This window comes from Holdemania sp. Marseille-P2844, assembly GCF_900120005.1.
In the GTDB taxonomy this organism is placed as follows: Bacteria; Bacillota_I; Bacilli_A; order Erysipelotrichales; family Erysipelotrichaceae; genus Holdemania.
Map to the genome: position 1 here is coordinate 71,070 of NZ_LT635452.1, position 16,091 is coordinate 87,160.

The 16,091-nt window shown below is 53.4% G+C and carries 16 protein-coding genes and 1 pseudogene; 7 read left to right on the forward strand and 10 right to left on the reverse strand.

Translation table 11 applies throughout. The features are described 5' to 3' along the window. The first annotated feature begins 4 nt into the window (after window positions 1-4). Window positions 5-676, forward strand: coding sequence for a hypothetical protein (locus BQ7364_RS10250; protein WP_072684639.1), 672 nt, complete (start codon window positions 5-7; stop codon window positions 674-676). Window positions 677-796: 120 nt separating this feature from the next. Here the strand turns inward: BQ7364_RS10250 and BQ7364_RS10255 are convergent, their stop codons facing one another. Then, window positions 797-1,561 carry an HAD family hydrolase gene (locus BQ7364_RS10255; RefSeq protein ID WP_072684640.1) on the reverse strand — a complete coding sequence of 255 codons (765 nt, stop codon included), beginning with the start codon at window positions 1,559-1,561 and terminating at the stop codon, window positions 797-799. 133 nt (window positions 1,562-1,694) lie between these two features. Between BQ7364_RS10255 and BQ7364_RS10260 the strand changes: the two genes are divergently transcribed. Continuing rightward, window positions 1,695-2,219, forward strand: coding sequence for a GNAT family N-acetyltransferase (locus BQ7364_RS10260; protein ID WP_072684641.1), 525 nt, complete (start codon window positions 1,695-1,697; stop codon window positions 2,217-2,219). Between the two features lie 17 nt (window positions 2,220-2,236). After that, window positions 2,237-3,028, forward strand: coding sequence for an alpha/beta fold hydrolase (locus BQ7364_RS10265; protein WP_072684642.1), 792 nt, complete (start codon window positions 2,237-2,239; stop codon window positions 3,026-3,028). A 229-nt stretch (window positions 3,029-3,257) separates the two neighbouring features. Here the strand turns inward: BQ7364_RS10265 and BQ7364_RS10270 are convergent, their stop codons facing one another. The 6 genes from BQ7364_RS10270 to BQ7364_RS17785 all read right to left on the reverse strand — a co-directional run bounded on the left by BQ7364_RS10270 (window position 3,258) and on the right by BQ7364_RS17785 (window position 10,668). Continuing rightward, on the reverse strand, window positions 3,258-4,430 hold the full coding sequence (locus BQ7364_RS10270) for an FMN-binding protein (RefSeq protein ID WP_072684643.1): 1,173 nt from the start codon (window positions 4,428-4,430) through the stop codon (window positions 3,258-3,260). 322 nt (window positions 4,431-4,752) lie between these two features. Next, a complete protein-coding gene (locus BQ7364_RS10275; RefSeq protein ID WP_072684644.1) occupies window positions 4,753-5,694 on the reverse strand; it encodes a carbohydrate kinase family protein in 942 nt (313 codons plus the stop codon). Next, window positions 5,691-7,007, reverse strand: coding sequence for a glycoside hydrolase family 32 protein (locus BQ7364_RS10280; RefSeq protein WP_072684645.1), 1,317 nt, complete (start codon window positions 7,005-7,007; stop codon window positions 5,691-5,693). The genes BQ7364_RS10275 and BQ7364_RS10280 overlap by 4 nt, the downstream gene beginning before the upstream one ends. Next, a complete protein-coding gene (locus tag BQ7364_RS10285) occupies window positions 7,004-8,905 on the reverse strand; it encodes a sucrose-specific PTS transporter subunit IIBC (protein WP_072684646.1) in 1,902 nt (633 codons plus the stop codon). Before BQ7364_RS10285 ends, BQ7364_RS10280 begins: the two co-directional genes overlap by 4 nt. Before the next feature lie 240 nt (window positions 8,906-9,145). Next, complete coding sequence (locus BQ7364_RS10290; RefSeq protein ID WP_072684647.1) at window positions 9,146-10,129, reverse strand: LacI family DNA-binding transcriptional regulator; 984 nt, start codon at window positions 10,127-10,129, stop codon at window positions 9,146-9,148. 218 nt (window positions 10,130-10,347) lie between these two features. Beyond that, window positions 10,348-10,668, reverse strand: a complete 321-nt coding sequence (locus tag BQ7364_RS17785) for a hypothetical protein (RefSeq protein ID WP_139248613.1) — start codon at window positions 10,666-10,668, stop codon at window positions 10,348-10,350. 135 nt (window positions 10,669-10,803) lie between these two features. Between BQ7364_RS17785 and pflB the strand changes: the two genes are divergently transcribed. The 4 genes and pseudogenes from pflB to pflA all read left to right on the forward strand — a co-directional run bounded on the left by pflB (window position 10,804) and on the right by pflA (window position 14,117). Then, entirely contained in the window at window positions 10,804-12,861 is a 2,058-nt protein-coding gene (gene pflB, locus BQ7364_RS10295) for a formate C-acetyltransferase (protein WP_072684648.1), read from the forward strand. Between the two features lie 3 nt (window positions 12,862-12,864). Then, window positions 12,865-13,104, forward strand: a complete 240-nt coding sequence (locus BQ7364_RS10300) for a hypothetical protein (protein ID WP_072684649.1) — start codon at window positions 12,865-12,867, stop codon at window positions 13,102-13,104. 32 nt (window positions 13,105-13,136) lie between these two features. Further along, window positions 13,137-13,361, forward strand: a pseudogene (gene grcA3 / locus BQ7364_RS10305) (autonomous glycyl radical cofactor GrcA3); the annotation flags it as partial. A gap of 6 nt (window positions 13,362-13,367) precedes the next feature. Continuing rightward, complete coding sequence (pflA, locus tag BQ7364_RS10310) at window positions 13,368-14,117, forward strand: pyruvate formate-lyase-activating protein (RefSeq protein ID WP_072684650.1); 750 nt, start codon at window positions 13,368-13,370, stop codon at window positions 14,115-14,117. Window positions 14,118-14,288: 171 nt separating this feature from the next. On the opposite strand, the gene BQ7364_RS18380 is transcribed toward pflA, so the two are convergent. From BQ7364_RS18380 to BQ7364_RS10320, 3 genes are all read right to left on the reverse strand, one after another. After that, on the reverse strand, window positions 14,289-14,498 hold the full coding sequence (locus BQ7364_RS18380; RefSeq protein WP_234973176.1) for a hypothetical protein: 210 nt from the start codon (window positions 14,496-14,498) through the stop codon (window positions 14,289-14,291). Next, entirely contained in the window at window positions 14,498-14,998 is a 501-nt protein-coding gene (locus tag BQ7364_RS18385) for a flavodoxin family protein (RefSeq protein WP_234973177.1), read from the reverse strand. Before BQ7364_RS18385 ends, BQ7364_RS18380 begins: the two co-directional genes overlap by 1 nt. Before the next feature lie 69 nt (window positions 14,999-15,067). After that, window positions 15,068-15,700 carry a hypothetical protein gene (locus BQ7364_RS10320; RefSeq protein WP_139248614.1) on the reverse strand — a complete coding sequence of 211 codons (633 nt, stop codon included), beginning with the start codon at window positions 15,698-15,700 and terminating at the stop codon, window positions 15,068-15,070. Window positions 15,701-16,091: the final 391 nt, after the last annotated feature.

Below are 16,091 nucleotides of genomic sequence, written 5' to 3' on the forward strand. Positions count from 1 at the left end.
AGTTATGCAGGCTATTGTTGAAACTGTATTCGACATCGTTTATCTTTGTACGGTGATCACGCTCGGACTGATCATGATCCGCGCCGGGCGCGGGCATCGTCAGTATGTTTTGTTCGGCATCATGGCGGTGACCTTAGGCGCAGGGGATGCATTCCATCTTGTGCCCCGGGCGCTTGCGTTGTGTACGACGGGATTGGAAAATTATACGTTCGCGTTGGGAATTGGAAAATTCATCACGTCCATCACGATGACGATTTTCTATGTTTTATTGTATTATGTCTGGCGTCAGCGGTATCAGGTGAGGGGAAAGCAGGGACTGACCAGGATTGTCTATCTGTTGGCGGCGCTGCGGATCGCGCTGTGTCTGTTCCCGCAGAATGGCTGGACCAGCGCCAACGCTCCGCTATCCTGGGGAATTTACCGCAACATCCCATTCGCTTTACTGGGATTGTTGATCATCGTGTTGTTTTATCAAAGCACAAAGGAGCATCACGACGCGGCGTTTCGCTTCATGAGCCTGACGATCATTCTCAGTTTCGGCTTTTATATTCCGGTTGTGCTGTGGGCGGATACCCTTCCGTTAATTGGAATGTTGATGATTCCGAAGACCTGCGCTTATGTGTGGACGGTGTGGATTGGCTATTCAGCCATGCGCAAAGAGCTTCAGGCAAAATAAAGACGCAGCGCGTCTGAGAATACAAACAGCCGCGGTCTGGAGAAATCCGGCCGCGGCTGTTTTGATCGAATGAGATTTGGTTGGGCCGTTAAGAGTTAACGAAAATCCCGGCGGTATTCGTTATTGAAAATCGGCGAGGTGTTTTTCTAACCACCAGGCAACGCCGTCATCTTCATTGCTCAGTGTGTGCTGATCGGCAGACGCTGAGATTTCCCCAACGGCATTGGCCATCGCGACGCCGCAGCCCGCTTCTTGAAGCATTTCCAGATCGTTGTAATCATCCCCAAAAGCGACAACCTCGCTTAAATCCAGCCCCAGATGATCACATAGCGCCCGCAGCGCACTGCCTTTATTGACCTGATCTGCCGTAATGACAAAGATGTCCGGATTTTCGGTTAACGGAACGGCTTTCATGCCATAACTGGAAAAGTCAATCGCCTCAACTGCCGCGTGATTGGACGTTACGATGAAGATTTTCTGGATCTCATGCGTTTCAAAATGATCAAGATCCAGCCGCAGCGATTCGCCTTTGTTGATGTAATACTCGTTGGTCGTATACCCTTGCGTCGGATAGAACAGCGTAATATGCACCGGCTCGATTTTCCGGACAACTTGAATCAGATCGATTACTTTCTGATTGTCAATTTCCGTGCGGTGAATGACCTCGCCTTGATGATAGACGATCGAACCATTGGTGCAGATCATCGAACGGGCGTGAATCAGATCGGCATAGCGCTGAGTCCGTATGATCGCCCGGCCGGTCGCCACGACAATTTCCGTTTCCGGCGGCAGTTTAGCGAAGGCGTCTATGGTTTTTTGAGACAATGATTTATCTTCGTGAAGCAGCGTCTGGTCGAGATCGACGACGACACATTTGTATTTCATTAGAACAATCCCCCTTATAATCATTGAGTATAGCATTTCAAGCCTCAGGGAACAAGCGGCAAAAGGCGGTGTCATGCCCTAATCATGGTATAATGAATAAAACTGGAAATTTGCGGACAGGAGGGATATGTTCATGATTGAAATTCGTAAGGCAGAAGCGGAAGATCGGGAAGCCGTTGCCCGGCTGATCGAACAGCTGGAGGAAGCGCCGATGGATCGGGAAGTTTTTAACGGTGTTTATCTGGAAAATTTGAATAACCCGCAGATTGTGTATCTGACCGCGCTGTCAGAAGGAAAAATTCGCGGCTTTGTGAGCGTGCACGTGCAGAAGCTGCTTCATCACATAGCGCCGATCGCGGAGATTCAGGAGCTGGTCGTCGACGAACAAGCCCGCGGTCAGGGCCTGGGAAAGTTGTTATTCGGGAAGGCGAAAGAAATCGCGGCGCAGGCAGGCTGTCCGCAGCTGGAATGCGCGTGCAATCAACGCCGGACTTCCAGTCATGCCTTTTATAAAAAGCAGGGAATGACGTGCCGGCATTTTAAGTTTACGCTGCCGCTCAGACCGACCGATGTGAAAGCAATATCAGACCCGAGTGAGTCATCGGATTGTTCGTTGACACGGGCTGATCGTGAAAGATCAGCGTCATCCATGCGATAGAAAGAGGGGAAGAAACGATGCTTCAGGAGTTTTTCAGTCCTTCAGCGCAGGCGTTTTTGCGTTATGAGGAAAGGCCGGGAACCGGCCCGGCGCTGATTCTGATTCACGGAATTGGGTGTACCGGCGGCCTGGATTATTCCCAGGTGGCTTCCGCACCGGCCTTGCGGGGAAAACATTGCGTCCTGATCGATTTAATCGGCGCGGGCGAAAGTGAGAAACCGCGGGAGTTTACCTATACCGTCGCGGCTCATGCGCAGGTTCTGACCGAGCTGATCCGCGAGCGGTTCAGCGGTTCTGTAATTCTGTATGGTCACAGTCTCGGCGGGCCCATCGCATTAAGCGCCGCAGAAAACTGCCGTGCCCACGTCCGGGGCTTGATTCTCAGCGAAGCGAATCTCGATCCCAGTCCATCCGATCAGCCCAGCTACAAAACGGCGCAGTTCAGCGAAGCTGTATTTGTGGAAAAAGCCTATCCCCATCTGTTCGACACGGTAGGAAAACCCCATGGAATTCCGCCAACCTGGGCCCTCACGCTGCGGACCTGGCTGCCGGAAGCGATGCACCGGCTTTCCGTGGATGCGGTGCGGGGCGGAAAGCCGTCATGGCGGCAGCGTCTCTATGATCTGGATTGTCCGAAGACGTTTTTGTTCGGGGAGAAATCGCTGCCGGATCCGGATGTCGAGGAACTGGCTCATCATGGCATCAGCGTGCGCATTTTGTCCGGCGTCGGTCACAACATGGCGTATGAGGATCCATCGCTTCTGGCGCAGGCGCTGGCCGATTTTCTGATTCAGGTTGAAAGCGATTGAGAAAATGCGCCTTGACGATAAAAACAATAGGCATTATTGAAGATGACTCCACGATCAGCGATCGGATCGCGGACCTTTGACCGGCCACGCCTGTCAGGGGATCTGTGCTATTTGTCTGTGCCTGGTGAATCGGTGAGAATTTCCGGATGGGAATAGCATAAAGAAGAAAAAAGACTGGAACGTTTCGGTTTTTACCTTTCACGTTACAGTCTCTTTCTTTATTTTCAGCCTATAAACTGTTGTAATATTCGATAGCGAACTGAACCGCTTTTACCAGTCCGTTGGATGTTTTTGTCGCCCCGGCAACCGCATCGACGGAATCCGGCGCTTCCTGATTGTCGATCAGCTTCTGAATGAATTCTGAACCTTCCGCAGTTAACAGGCCGCCGACCGTATCGGTTTCCTGATCGTCACGGACTGTGATCGCCGTGATTTTTTTCGTGCTGTCATCGAAGCTGACATGCGTTTCAATTTCTCCGGCATAGCCCTGCGTCACGACTTCCACCGTAGTGACACCCTCCGCGGTGCTGTGATTGGTGACGCCTTCAAATAATTCGCCATGGATCGCCATGTAGACCATCCGCTGGAAATCGCCGACAAACGCGATGGTCGCGCCGGTGATCGTATCACGTTCCTCGATCGGCTCGCTCTGCTGGTTTACCGTTTTGAACATTTCATAGACGTCTTGAAGCGTCATGTTGTTAGCCAAGATGTAATCCGCGATCGCGTCGATCTGTTCGCCATAGCTGCGTCCGCCATGGAAGCCGGCGAAGGAAACACGCTTTGTGCCTTCCACAAACGCGCCGTCTTTATAGAGATCAAAAAGCGCAAGCAGATCCTTCAGCGGCGTATCCTCCGTCAGCTGAAGCTTGGCTTCGTTGGCCAGATATTGATAAATCATCAGCGAATCTTCCATGTTCAGCTGTTCGCCGGTGTAGTTGGTGATCGTCAGATCCTTAAACGTCGAAGCGTCGGTCAGATCCTTGCAGACGGCGGTGATCATGTACTGTCCGAATTTCGTTTCATAGCCGTTCATGCCCAGATTTGTCAGCTCAAAGCCATCGCCGGTTTTAGTCACAGCGGCGTCGGAGACGTTCATCTGATAGCCCATGATGTCTTTCTTGGAGTATTCTCCTTCCAGTCCCTTGTTGCGGATGATATCGAAGTTCAGTTCGGTGATGATGCCGTCGGTCGTTTTGCCTTCAAAGATAAACGTGTCGTTTTTCGGCTTGCCGGCCGAGGTGGTGCCGACCATTTCATATTCGGCGGAAAAGCTTTCGACCACAGGAGCGGTAGATTCCTCTGGCGTCGGCGTTGGCGTATCCTCCTTCGGCGTTGAAGCGCAGGCTGTCAGGCCCATGGCCATGGCGCAGGCAGCCAGGATCGCGAGCAGTTTTTTCATTTCTTAAATCCTCCCTTTGTTTAACTTTTATCATATTTGAAAAATAAAAACAACTTGTTAGCGGATGAACGAACTATTCTGAAGCAGGAACATAAATTTCTGGTTTAAAAGCTTAAACCGCGGGACCATCGTTTCCAGAATTTGTGATGACTCTTTATCAACGGTTTGTCCAGGCGAAGCGGAAACGCAAGGATCAGGTGAAATTGATGAATTAAAAAAGATCCTGCACTTCAGGCAGGATCCAGGTAAAAGGGAGGGGATTATTGGCCGTGACTGACTTTAAGGAGGGAAGCAGTGAGAGGATGAGCAGGAAAATTGGAAATTATTCTGTCAGCGTGGTCGGATAGGAGGAAATTGCGCCTTTCTGCTGGATGCTGGCGGCGCAGAAAGCGGCGCTGGCCCGGAGGTAGCAGCGCAGCTGTTCTGGGGAACAGGCAGTCAGATCGCTGACCTGATCGCGGGCGCATTGATAGAGGAAGGAGCCGATAAAGCCATCCCCCGCCCCGGTCGTATCCAGCGCTTTTACGGATAAGGAAGGTTCGTAAATTTCCGCGCCGCGTGTCAGGGCATAAGCGCCCCGGCTGCCGCAGGTATACAGCACCAGCTGCGTCCGCTCGGTAAACAGGAACGCCTTCGCTTTTCGCAGATCCGTCGTTCCGGTGATGAATTCCAGTTCTTCGTCGGATATCTTGATGATCTCCGCCTGCGGCAGAAATTCCCGCACCGCTTTCCGGCAGGCTTGGGCATCGGGCCACAAGGGCAGGCGGATGTTCGGATCGAAGCTGATCAGCGCGCCCTGTTCGCGAGCCATCGCGATGGCCTGCCTGTGAGCCTGACGCATTGGAAAATCGCCCAGGCTGACGCTGCAGAAATGCAGGAAGCCGCAATTCTGGAAGCCTTCTTTCCGGAGCTGGTCCGGCCGCATCAACATGTCTGCGCTAGGTTTGCGGTAGAAGCTGAATTCCCGGTTGCCATCCGCTTGCAGAGCGACGAAGGCCAGCGAGGTGTTGGCCGCGGATGTCCGCTCGATCATCGTCGTATCGACGCCATAAGTTTTTAATTCGCTGATGATTTTATCGCCGAAGCCGTCCTGACCCAGCTGCGTGATCATCGCACTGGTTCCGCCCAGGCGGGCAAACGCGCCGCAGACGTTGCACGGCGCTCCGCCGACATGCGGCTCAAACGACGCCACGTCCTGAAGCCGGCCGGTCTGGGCGGGGATGAAGTCGATCAGCGCTTCGCCGATCGCAATCAGTTTTTTCATTCGGAATCCCTGCTTTCTATTTCAATTCGCGGCGCCTGATACAGCGTGAAGTCACAGCTGGCGGTGACATTGCGGACGGAACCGTCAAAGAAACAGCGCGAGGTCAGGCTGACATCGCCGTCATTGATGAAAATTTCAACACTGGAGACGTCCAGATACAATTCCAGACTGTCCAGTTTGTCCAGCTCGACATGCCGCTGAGTCCGGCCGCAGCCGCATTGCGAACAATCCAGCGTCAGTAAGCCGTTTTCATAAACAAGTTTCAGGCCGTCGATCGTTAAGGTCAGCGCCCCGTGTGGACAAGCTTTTAAAACGAAGGTTTCCGGTGCTTTCGTCTGCCTGAGGGCTTCTGTCAATGCTGGCCCGGGCTGCAGTTCTTCAATGACCCGCTGCTTCAGCCGGCCGTCTTCAAAGCGCAGCTCGCGCGGTAAGGTCAGCGCATGCATCCAGGTTTTTGTCGGTATCGTATAGTCCGTGTCCGGCAAGCCCATCCAGCCGATCAGAATCCGCCGGCCGCGAGGATCCAGAAACGTCTGCGGCGCGTAGAAATCAAAGCCATGATCGAGTGTGCGGTATGTTCGTGCTTCATCGCCATGGAGGATGAAATAGCCGTTGTCGTAGACGTTTTCATAGCGGTAACCCTGGCGCTCTAATCCCTGCGGGCAGCAGAGCAGCACATCGGCTTGATCAAAATGAAGCAGATCCGGGCATTCCCACATATAGCCCATCTTCGCGGCGGAACGCAGCACGGCACTCAGCTGCCATCGTTGTAAATCACGGCTGCGGTAAAGCAGGGCGCAGCCTTCGTCGTCCAGCGTGCGCGCCCCCAGAACCATTTCATAGCCGTCGGCGGTTGGATTGACCTTCGGATCGCGGACATGGCACGAGCAGAAATCCGGATAATCGGCATTGGTCAGCACGACCTGTTTCTGATCAAAGCGCAGCCCGTCTTGACTGACGGCGTGGATTGTATTGTGCTGGCGGCCGGAGCGGATGTAATCATGATCACCCGGTTCCTTGACGTTGCCGGTGTAGAAGAGGTGCAGCTGCCCGTCCAGCGAAATCGCGCTGCCGGAATAAGCGCCGTGCGATTCAAAGCGTTCCACCGGTTCGACCGCCAGACCGCAGTCGGTGTAATGGCGGAAATCGGTCGTTGTGAAGTGTCCCCAGCACTTGCGGCAGCCGCCGGTCAGGCTGTCAGGATCCGCTTGATAATAGATCTGGATTTTCCCGTCATGGACGCACAGCCCGTTGGGATCGTTCAGCCATCCCCGCCGGGGCGACAGATGATAAGTTAAGCGGTAATCGGTCATTGTTTGTCTCCTAAGGTGATGATTGGCTGGGCTTGCGCTGCTTCGCCCTCAAAGGTCCAGTGAAACGGTGTCGGTGCGGTGAAGATGCAGCAGATTTCCGTCGAACAGCCCTCGTCTTCGATCTGTTTCAGATTCATGATTGCCAACGGTTCCCCGGCGCGGACGTTCTGGCCTTCCTGAACGAGAATCGTGAACGGTTCGCCGTTTAAGCTGACGGTATTGATGCCCATGTGGATCAACATCTCCACGCCGTCCTCGTTGACCAGTCCGATTGCGTGTTTGGTCGGAAAGATGAATTTCACGGTGCCGTTGATCGGCGCGCAGACTTCTCCGCAGGTTGGGAAAACCACGAAGCCGTCGCCCATCAGCTTTTCACTGAATGTCCCATCAGTGGACTGCTCGATCGGTTTTACCATACCGGCAGCCGGTGCTAAGAGCGTCTGGTTGTCCACCGCGGGAAGCGCGTTCCGTTTGTCTGTCTGCGGTTTTGTATTTCCAGTTGGGTTCTGTTGCTTTTTCGTGAAGACCAGCGTCAGGATGAAGGCGGTGACCATGCTTAACGCCAGCCCGATCGCAAAGTGCAGCCAGTCGGCCGGACGGATTGAGATGAAGCCCGGCAGGCCCGCGGCGCCCAGCGCGACGGCTAAGACATGGTGGAAGGCGACGTAGGCCGAACCCACAGCGGAACCGATGATCGCCGCGTAAAACGGCGTTTTCAGCTTCAGGTTGACGCCGAACATTGCCGGTTCGGTGATCCCCAGCAGCGCGCTGATTCCGGAAGCCGAACACAGACTTTTCAGCTTGGAATCTTTAGTTGTTGCCAGAACAGCCAGCACGGCCGCACCCTGCGCAACGTTGTTCATGGAGGCGGTGACAAAGATGAAGCTGCCGCCGGTGACTGCGGTTTCCGCCAACAGCTGCGTTTCAATCGCGATGAAGCTGTGGTGCATGCCGGTTAAAACGATCGGAGCGTAGAACAAACCGAACAAACCGCCGCCGATGAAGCCCAGCGAATGATACAGCCACGAAATCCCGAAGGCCAACAGGTTGCCGGCGGTGCGCATGATTGGTCCGACCGCAAGGAAGGTGACAAAGCCGCAGACGAGAATTGAAATTAGCGGCGTCGTCAGATTATCCAGCCAGCTCGGTGTGATTTTATGCAGCGAGGTTTCCAGTTTGGCGAGGAAGAACGACATCACCAGAACCGGCAGCACCGTGCCCTGGTAGCCGACCGCTTCGATCGACAAACCAAACAGATTCCATGTCGGAACGAGCGCGCCGGTACCATAGCTGTACGCGTTCATCAGTTCCGGATGAACCATGATCATGCCCAGGACTGCGCCCAGGTAAGGATTGCCGCCGAATTTCTTCGTTGCGCTGAAACCGATCAGCACCGGCAGAAAAGTAAAGGCGGCGTTGGAAAACAGGTTGATCATGGCCGCCAGATCAGCGAACTGCGGAGCCAGCTCGATTAAGGTTTTTCCACTGACAAATAAGCCTTCGGCGGTGAAGATATTGTTGATGCCCATCAACAGGCCGCCGGCGACAATCGCCGGAATGATCGGTACGAAGATATCGCTGAGCATCTTGATGAAGCGGTTGATCACGCTGCCCCCGGCTTCCGCTTTGGGCTGCGGCTGGACAGGCTGGCTGCCGGTCAGCTTCAGGACTTCGTCACAGACCTGATTGACGGTGCCGGAACCGAAGATGATCTGAAACTGCCCTTTGGCGTTGAAGACGCCCTTGACGCCTTCAATTTCGGCGATCGTGTCGGCGTCGATTTTGGATTCGTCCAGGCAGGTTAAACGCAGCCGGGTCGCGCAGTGCATGACGTTGCTCAGGTTTTCCCGGCCGCCGACGGCGGCGACGATCTGAGCGGCGATGGATGGATAATTCATAGTTTCTTCCTCCTTGTGGTACCGTTCCCATAATTAATATAGACCTGTCATTCGGAAATGTCAACAGGAAATATGGGAACGGTACCATATTTTTTAATAATCGTTTATTTTTATCGTTTTCCCTTTCTTTCAACTTGGCTTTTCTCCCATTTTCGGCGTTGATTTTTTTATCATGATCTGAAGGACGGTGAAAAAAAGCGGGCTGTGCCCTTCATAGCGACAGGGGAAAACAAAAAAGCGCTATCGGTCGATAACGCTTTCGCCTTCGATTAAAGTATACCCGATCTTAACGGATTCCACCGGATTGCCCGCGATCAGTTCGAGAATCAGCTCGGCGGCGGTGCGGCCTTCCAGCTCATAGTCGAAACGCACCGTGGTTAACGCCGGAGTCAGGACTTCAGAGACATCGTAGCCGCCAAAACCGACTAACGATACATCCTGCGGAATCCGCAGCCCTGCGCTGTGCAGTTCCTTAAATGCGGCCAGCGCCAGATTGTCCGTTGCGCAGATCAGACAGTCCGGGCGGTGCGTTTTGAGGTATTCCCGCACAACCTGACGGGAGGTCGCAAAACTGAAATCGGTTTCCAGAAAATCAATCCGGGAAAGTCCGGTTTCCTGTAAGCCGTCCAGAATTCCCTGCTTGCGCGTGATCCCGACGGCCTTATCCGTTTCGCTGACGCCCAGCAGGCAGACCGCTTGATGATGAGTCTGTCCGATCCGCAGTCCAACCTCGCGGCCGGCTTCGTAATCGTTCAGTGTGATCGTGACGACGTCCGCCATTTCCTGCGCCAGCACGATCACCGGCAGGCGCAGCTTATGGATGATCCGTTCATGTTCCGGCGTGATCTGCGTGGCTAACAAAATAATTCCCTCGACGTTCATCCGGCTGAAGCTTTCCAGACTCGACAGCTCGCGGATTTCATTGTGATTTGTGTTGATCAGCAGCGGCGTATAACCCGATAAGCGCAGCTGCTCGTCCAATGCCGTCAGCACCCGCGCACTGGTGCGGGAATCAATCGAGGGCGTGATCACCCCGATCTGATAGGAATGCCGGGCTTTCAGCGTCTTCGCTACGGAATTGGGCTGATAGTGATATTCCCGGCAGACCGCTTCAATCCGCAGCCGCGTTTCTTCTTTGACATAACCGCCGTTAAAGTAGCGGGATACTGTGCTTTTGCCTACGCCCGCAAACTCGGCGATTTCCTTCATCGTTATTTTCGTCATTCTGTCGTCTTCCTTTATGCGTTTCATCATAGCATAACCGCCGGGCCGGATTCAAGGCATGTGGGTTAAACCTGCGGCGAAGAGCCGATCTATATTGATCAATTTCTAAACTGAGGGCAAAGGTATGATCGTCTTGTTTTCAAGCGGCATAAGGGTAAAAATGTGATGCTGCATCAGAATCGAAGGGAAAATCAGGGTTTTGTCATTTCGCCCTGGATTCACACTTCCCCTTCACTTTGCAGCGTCGTGACTAATTCTGGGTGTCTTAGCGGACGTCTTTTCCTTGTTGCCTGTTCGCTGAAGCGTATAGAAAGTTTTGGCGCCTGTTTGCGGTTTAAAAGATAAAAAAACGGGAAGAAGCTCAGAACAGAAGAAAAGCGGGTTCGGGTTGCCATGGGAAGCAAGTGGACGGAAGCGGCCTGTGCAGGCAGGGGAGCATCGCCATGGGAAAGAATAAAAAAGGACTCGATCCGCAGAGAGTCTTGCTTGACAATGCAGGATAAATTGGCTATTCTACCATTGTTAGAATAACCTAACATATTTTTTAAACTTGTAACCGATTACAATGGAAAATGATGTTTCCGACCTCTGTTTTTTTATTCTCAAACACGGTAAAATAAAACGGTCTTGTCCCCTGCGACAGGAAATCTTACAAACAGTTATAGGAGGATACTATGGAAGACTGCTACAAGGGATTTGTTGAAGGCGTCTGGTCCCGCGAGATCAACGTCCGCGACTTCATCCAGAAGAACTACACCCCGTATGACGGCGACGATTCGTTTCTGGCGGGGCCGACGGAAGCCACGCTGAAACTGTGGGATCAGGTCATGGAGCTGAGCCGCCAGGAGCGCGAAGCCGGCGGCGTCCTGGATATGGATACCAAGATCATCTCGACGATTACTTCCCACGGCCCGGGTTATCTGAACAAGGATCTGGAAAAGATCGTCGGCTTTCAGACCGACAAACCGTTCAAGCGTTCCCTGCAGCCTTACGGCGGCATCCGCATGGCGCAGAAAGCCTGCTCGGACAACGGCTATGAAGTCGACCCGGAGATTGTCGATTTCTTCACCGTCCACCGCAAAACTCACAATGCGGGCGTGTTCGACGCCTATACCCCGGAGATGCGGGCCTGCCGTTCCAGCCATGTTATCACCGGTCTGCCGGATGCTTACGGCCGCGGCCGGATTGTCGGCGACTATCGCCGGATTGCGCTGTATGGCGTTGATCGTCTGATTGAAGACAAGCAGCATCAGAAGGATTCGACGCGCGTCATCATGTATTCCAACGTCATCCGTGAACGGGAGGAACTGTCGGAACAGATCCGCGCGTTACAGGAGCTGAAAAAACTCGGTGAAATCTACGGCTATGATATTTCCCGGCCGGCCAAGGATACCAGGGAAGCGATCCAGTGGCTGTATTTCGGCTATCTGGCGGCCGTTAAGGAACAAAACGGCGCGGCGATGTCGCTGGGCCGGACCTCGACCTTCATTGATATCTACGCTCAGCGCGACCTGGACAACGGCGTTTACACCGAGGAAGAAATCCAGGAATTCATTGATCATTTCATCATGAAGCTGCGGCTGGTCAAGTTTGCCCGTACCCCGGAATACAACGAACTGTTCTCCGGCGATCCGACCTGGGTCACGGAATCGATCGGCGGCGTCGGCATCGACGGCCGGCATCTGGTCACCAAGTCTTCCTTCCGTTACCTCCATACCTTAAAGAATCTGGGCACCGCGCCGGAACCGAACCTGACGGTGCTGTGGTCGACGCGGCTGCCGCAGAACTTCAAGCGATTCTGTGCCAAGACCTCGATCGAGTCCTCGTCCATCCAGTATGAAAACGACGATCTGATGCGCGTTACCCATGGCGACGATTACACGATCGCCTGCTGCGTCTCCTCGATGCGCATCGGCAAGGAAATGCAGTTCTTCGGCGCCCGCGCGAATCTGGCGAAGTGCCTGTTGTACGCGATCAACGGCGGCGTCGATGAAATTTCCGGCAAGCAGGTCGGACCGGAATACCGGCCGATCACTTCGGAATATCTGGATTACGACGAAGTTATGCACAAATACAAGCAGATGATGAAGTGGCTGGCGCAGGTCTATGTTAACGCGCTGAACATCATCCATTATATGCACGATAAATATTGTTACGAAAAGCTGCAGATGGCGCTGCATGACAAGGACGTCAAGCGCTGGTTTGCCACCGGCATCGCGGGTCTGTCCGTCGTTGCCGATTCACTCTCCGCGATCAAATATGCCAAGGTCAAGGCGATCCGGGATGAACGCGGCATCGTCGTCGATTATGAAGTCGAGGGCGACTTCCCGAAATACGGCAACGACGACGACCGCGTCGACGCGGTTGCCAGCGAGATCGTCCACACCTTCATGACTTACATCAAGGGCAACCACACCTACCGCGGCGGCATCCCGACGACCTCGATCTTAACGATCACCTCCAACGTCGTCTATGGCAAGAACACCGGTTCCACCCCGGATGGCCGTAAGAAGGGCGAGCCGTTTGCGCCGGGCGCCAATCCGATGCACAAGCGCGACAGCCATGGCGCCGTCGCTTCACTGGCTTCGGTTTCCAAGCTGCCGTTTGCGGATGCGCAGGACGGTATCTCCAACACCTTCTCGATCATTCCCAACGCGCTGGGTAAGGAGATCGTCACCAGCGGCGATCTGGAAGTCGAGCTGGAGCTGGATGAAATTGAAAGCAACGAATAAACGATGAAGCAGGAACAGCTGATCGACGATTTGATCGCGCAGCTGGACCAGTCCTTCGCCGCCGGCGTGGGCCATGTCAACGTCAGCGTCGAGGGATCGACGGTTCAGCTGGAGAAGATCGACAAAAATGAAGAAAGCCTGGTCAAAGAAGTGGAAACGCTGGGCTGTCTGGATTGTGAAAAACAGAATCTCGCGTGCAAGACCCCGACGTTAATGGAGGGGCTGGACCGGAACGAAGAATAAAGGAGGAAACGAATATGAGTACGATGGATCAACAGATCGACAACCTGGTATCGCTTTTGGACGGTTATGCCGAAAAGGGCGGACATCATCTGAACGTCAACGTTTTCAACCGGGAAACGCTGCTGGACGCTCAGGCACATCCGGAAAAATATCCGCAGCTGACCGTGCGCGTCAGCGGTTATGCGGTCAACTTCAACAAGCTGACGAAGGCGCAGCAGGACGAAGTCATTTCGCGGACCTTCCACGAACAGATTTAACGGCGTATGAGCGAAGGCCGGATTCATTCGCTGGAAAGCTTCGGCACCGTCGACGGGCCGGGCGTCCGGCTGGTTGTGTTTGTCCAGGGCTGTCCAATGCGCTGCCGGTATTGTCATAATCCTGATACCTGGCGGCGCGAGGGTGGTCAAATGATGAGCGCGGCGGAAATTCTTCGGACATACAAACGCAACGAAGCGTTTTACCGCGGCGGCGGAATCACGGTGAGCGGCGGGGAACCGCTGGGACAGAAGGAATTTGTCAGGGAGCTGTTTGCGGCGGCGAAGCAGGCTGGAATTCACACGTGTCTGGATACGTCGGGGATTTTATTTGATCCGTCCCATCCGGAAGCGTTCGATTCCCTGCTTGCGGTCACGGATCTGGTGCTGTTGGACATCAAGCAGATCGATCCGGCTCAGCACCGCTGGCTGACCGGGCAGGACAATGAGCGGATTCTGGCCTTCGCCAGGTATTTGAACGCGAAGCAGGTTCCGGTCTGGATCCGGCACGTCTATGTCAACGCGTCCCTGAACCCGCCTGAGCAGTTATTCGCGCTGGGTGAGTTTTTAGGCACACTGCACAATGTCAAAGCGGTCGACGTTCTGCCTTATCATACGATGGGCAAGGTCAAGTATGAGCAGCTGGGGCTGGCCTACCCGCTGGAAGGGATTCCGCAGGCGACGATGGAACAGGCCCGCCAGGCCCGCTCAACCATTCTTCAAGGCATGCGGAAAGCGCGGCGTCAGACTGTGTCCTGATAGGAACAATCTGAAAGCTGACTGGCATAAAAAAACAACGCTGATGGAATTCCTGACTTCGGAGATTCTATGCAGCGTTGTTTTTGTGTGAGTCCGGCGAAGATCAGCATGAGATCTTCGCGGTTTAATCCCTTATCAGATACGCAAACCCGATGTAGGCAATTTCGGCGGTTAGTCCTGTGCGGTATAAATCGTTTTTCCAAACGTATAAGCGGTATCCAGATAGCCGGTATCCTCAATGTGCTTCGGACCCCCGCAGCCCCCGCAGCCGCCGGCCAGGACATGACCTTTGTCATGCCAGCTCAGATAATTTGAAATCACGTGCTGATAATAGGATAACGCCTGCTCGAAGGTCCACCAGTTGTCATCCGCCGCGCTCATCAGTAAAGCACAGTCCAGATCCGGGTATTTTTCATACCGGCCGAAGGCGGATTCGGATCTTCGCTGCAGGTCGCGTACAACCGTTCCAGAACATTTTTGATGACACCGGTCAACGTCCAGTAACGCAGCGCTGAAGCGAAGACGACAAGATCGGTGTTTTTGATCGCTTCATAAATTTCTGTCATGTCATCCTGCTGCACGCAGCCTTTGCCATACCGGCATTGATCACACCCCAGACAACAGCGGATATCCCGGCTGCCAAGAAAAATCGAAGTGACTTCGTGACCTTGCGAAGCGGCGCCCTCGGCAAAACTGTCGGCCAGCTTCACCGTGTTTCCTTCCGGCGACGCGCCGATCAGAATCAAAATCCGGCGCGGCGTGATATCCGCGGCCGAGCCGATTTCCTGTGCCGCACAGCCGGGCAGGATACTCATTGTCGCAACGCCGCAGGCGCCGGCGGCCGCGCTTTTAAGAAAAGTTCTTCGAGACATAATTTCCATGATTATTCTCCTCCTTGTCTCTCATCATAAAGTCTGGAATAACTCGAGAGTCAAGGCTTTTCTGGAAATTTATTGAACTTCGGCCGGAATCCAGAGTTCATATCTACGGGTTTGTTTTCCCTGGTCATAGTCCAGGCTTAATACCCGGCAGATCCAATCTCCTTTTAATTGAATCCGCCTCTGTTTGAGCTGAGTCAGAACCGGAAGCAGGTCTGAGGATTGAATGACAGCCTCCGTTTGAATGATCGTTCTAAGACATTTTTGACCCGGCAGACTGCGGATCGGATTCTGAATTTGAAATCCATGCCGGGCTGCCGCCTCCGCTGTGACAATAAAACCAAAATCGAAATCACTTCTCTGCGCTTCAAGGAGATCGACAGGAGCGAGAACGGCACAGGTAAATAAGTTCCGGTATTGCATGACCGGCTGATAGAGCGGACTGAAAATCATCGCTTCATTCAATTCGTCATGATGGCTGTAACAATAGAAATAACTGAGTGGCGCATCAATCCAATCCCATCGCATCAGCATTGATGGAGAAAGCGCGCGGGCTTGCTTATAGCCGCTCAATTTATTTAGGGCCAGCTGTGTATCCTCTAATTGATGCTGGAGCGCTTGTTCCCGTTCTTCCAGCAGCCGACTCATTTTGGTTTCCGTCAGGGTATGCATCAGGATTTCGACTTCCCGGATTGTAAAACCCAATGCTGTCCAGTTCGCGCAGTCGTAGAGCCGGCGGATTTCACTGGCGGAATATTCTCGGTAGCGGCTTTCCGGATCCCGCGGCGGATTGACTCAGGGAATTAAGATTATGGAATAAGCAGCTGTGGTTAAGCTTTCCCAGATTAGTAATTAAACGAAAGAGAAGGCAGAGAACGAGCAAAAAGCTGTGTTATTTCTATTACGCAAAAGGGGAGATTACCGCTTCAGAAAAAGATGAAAGAAAGGATCATGAAGGAAAGAAGAACATTGATGGCTCATTTTTGAAAAAGGGATTCATTTTATTCGCTTTCTTGTGCGTTTGGCAAAATTGTAGATTGTCATTCGTCTCAAAAAGCGTTCTGTGCAAACTTTCGCGGCGTGATCTTCTTTCTTC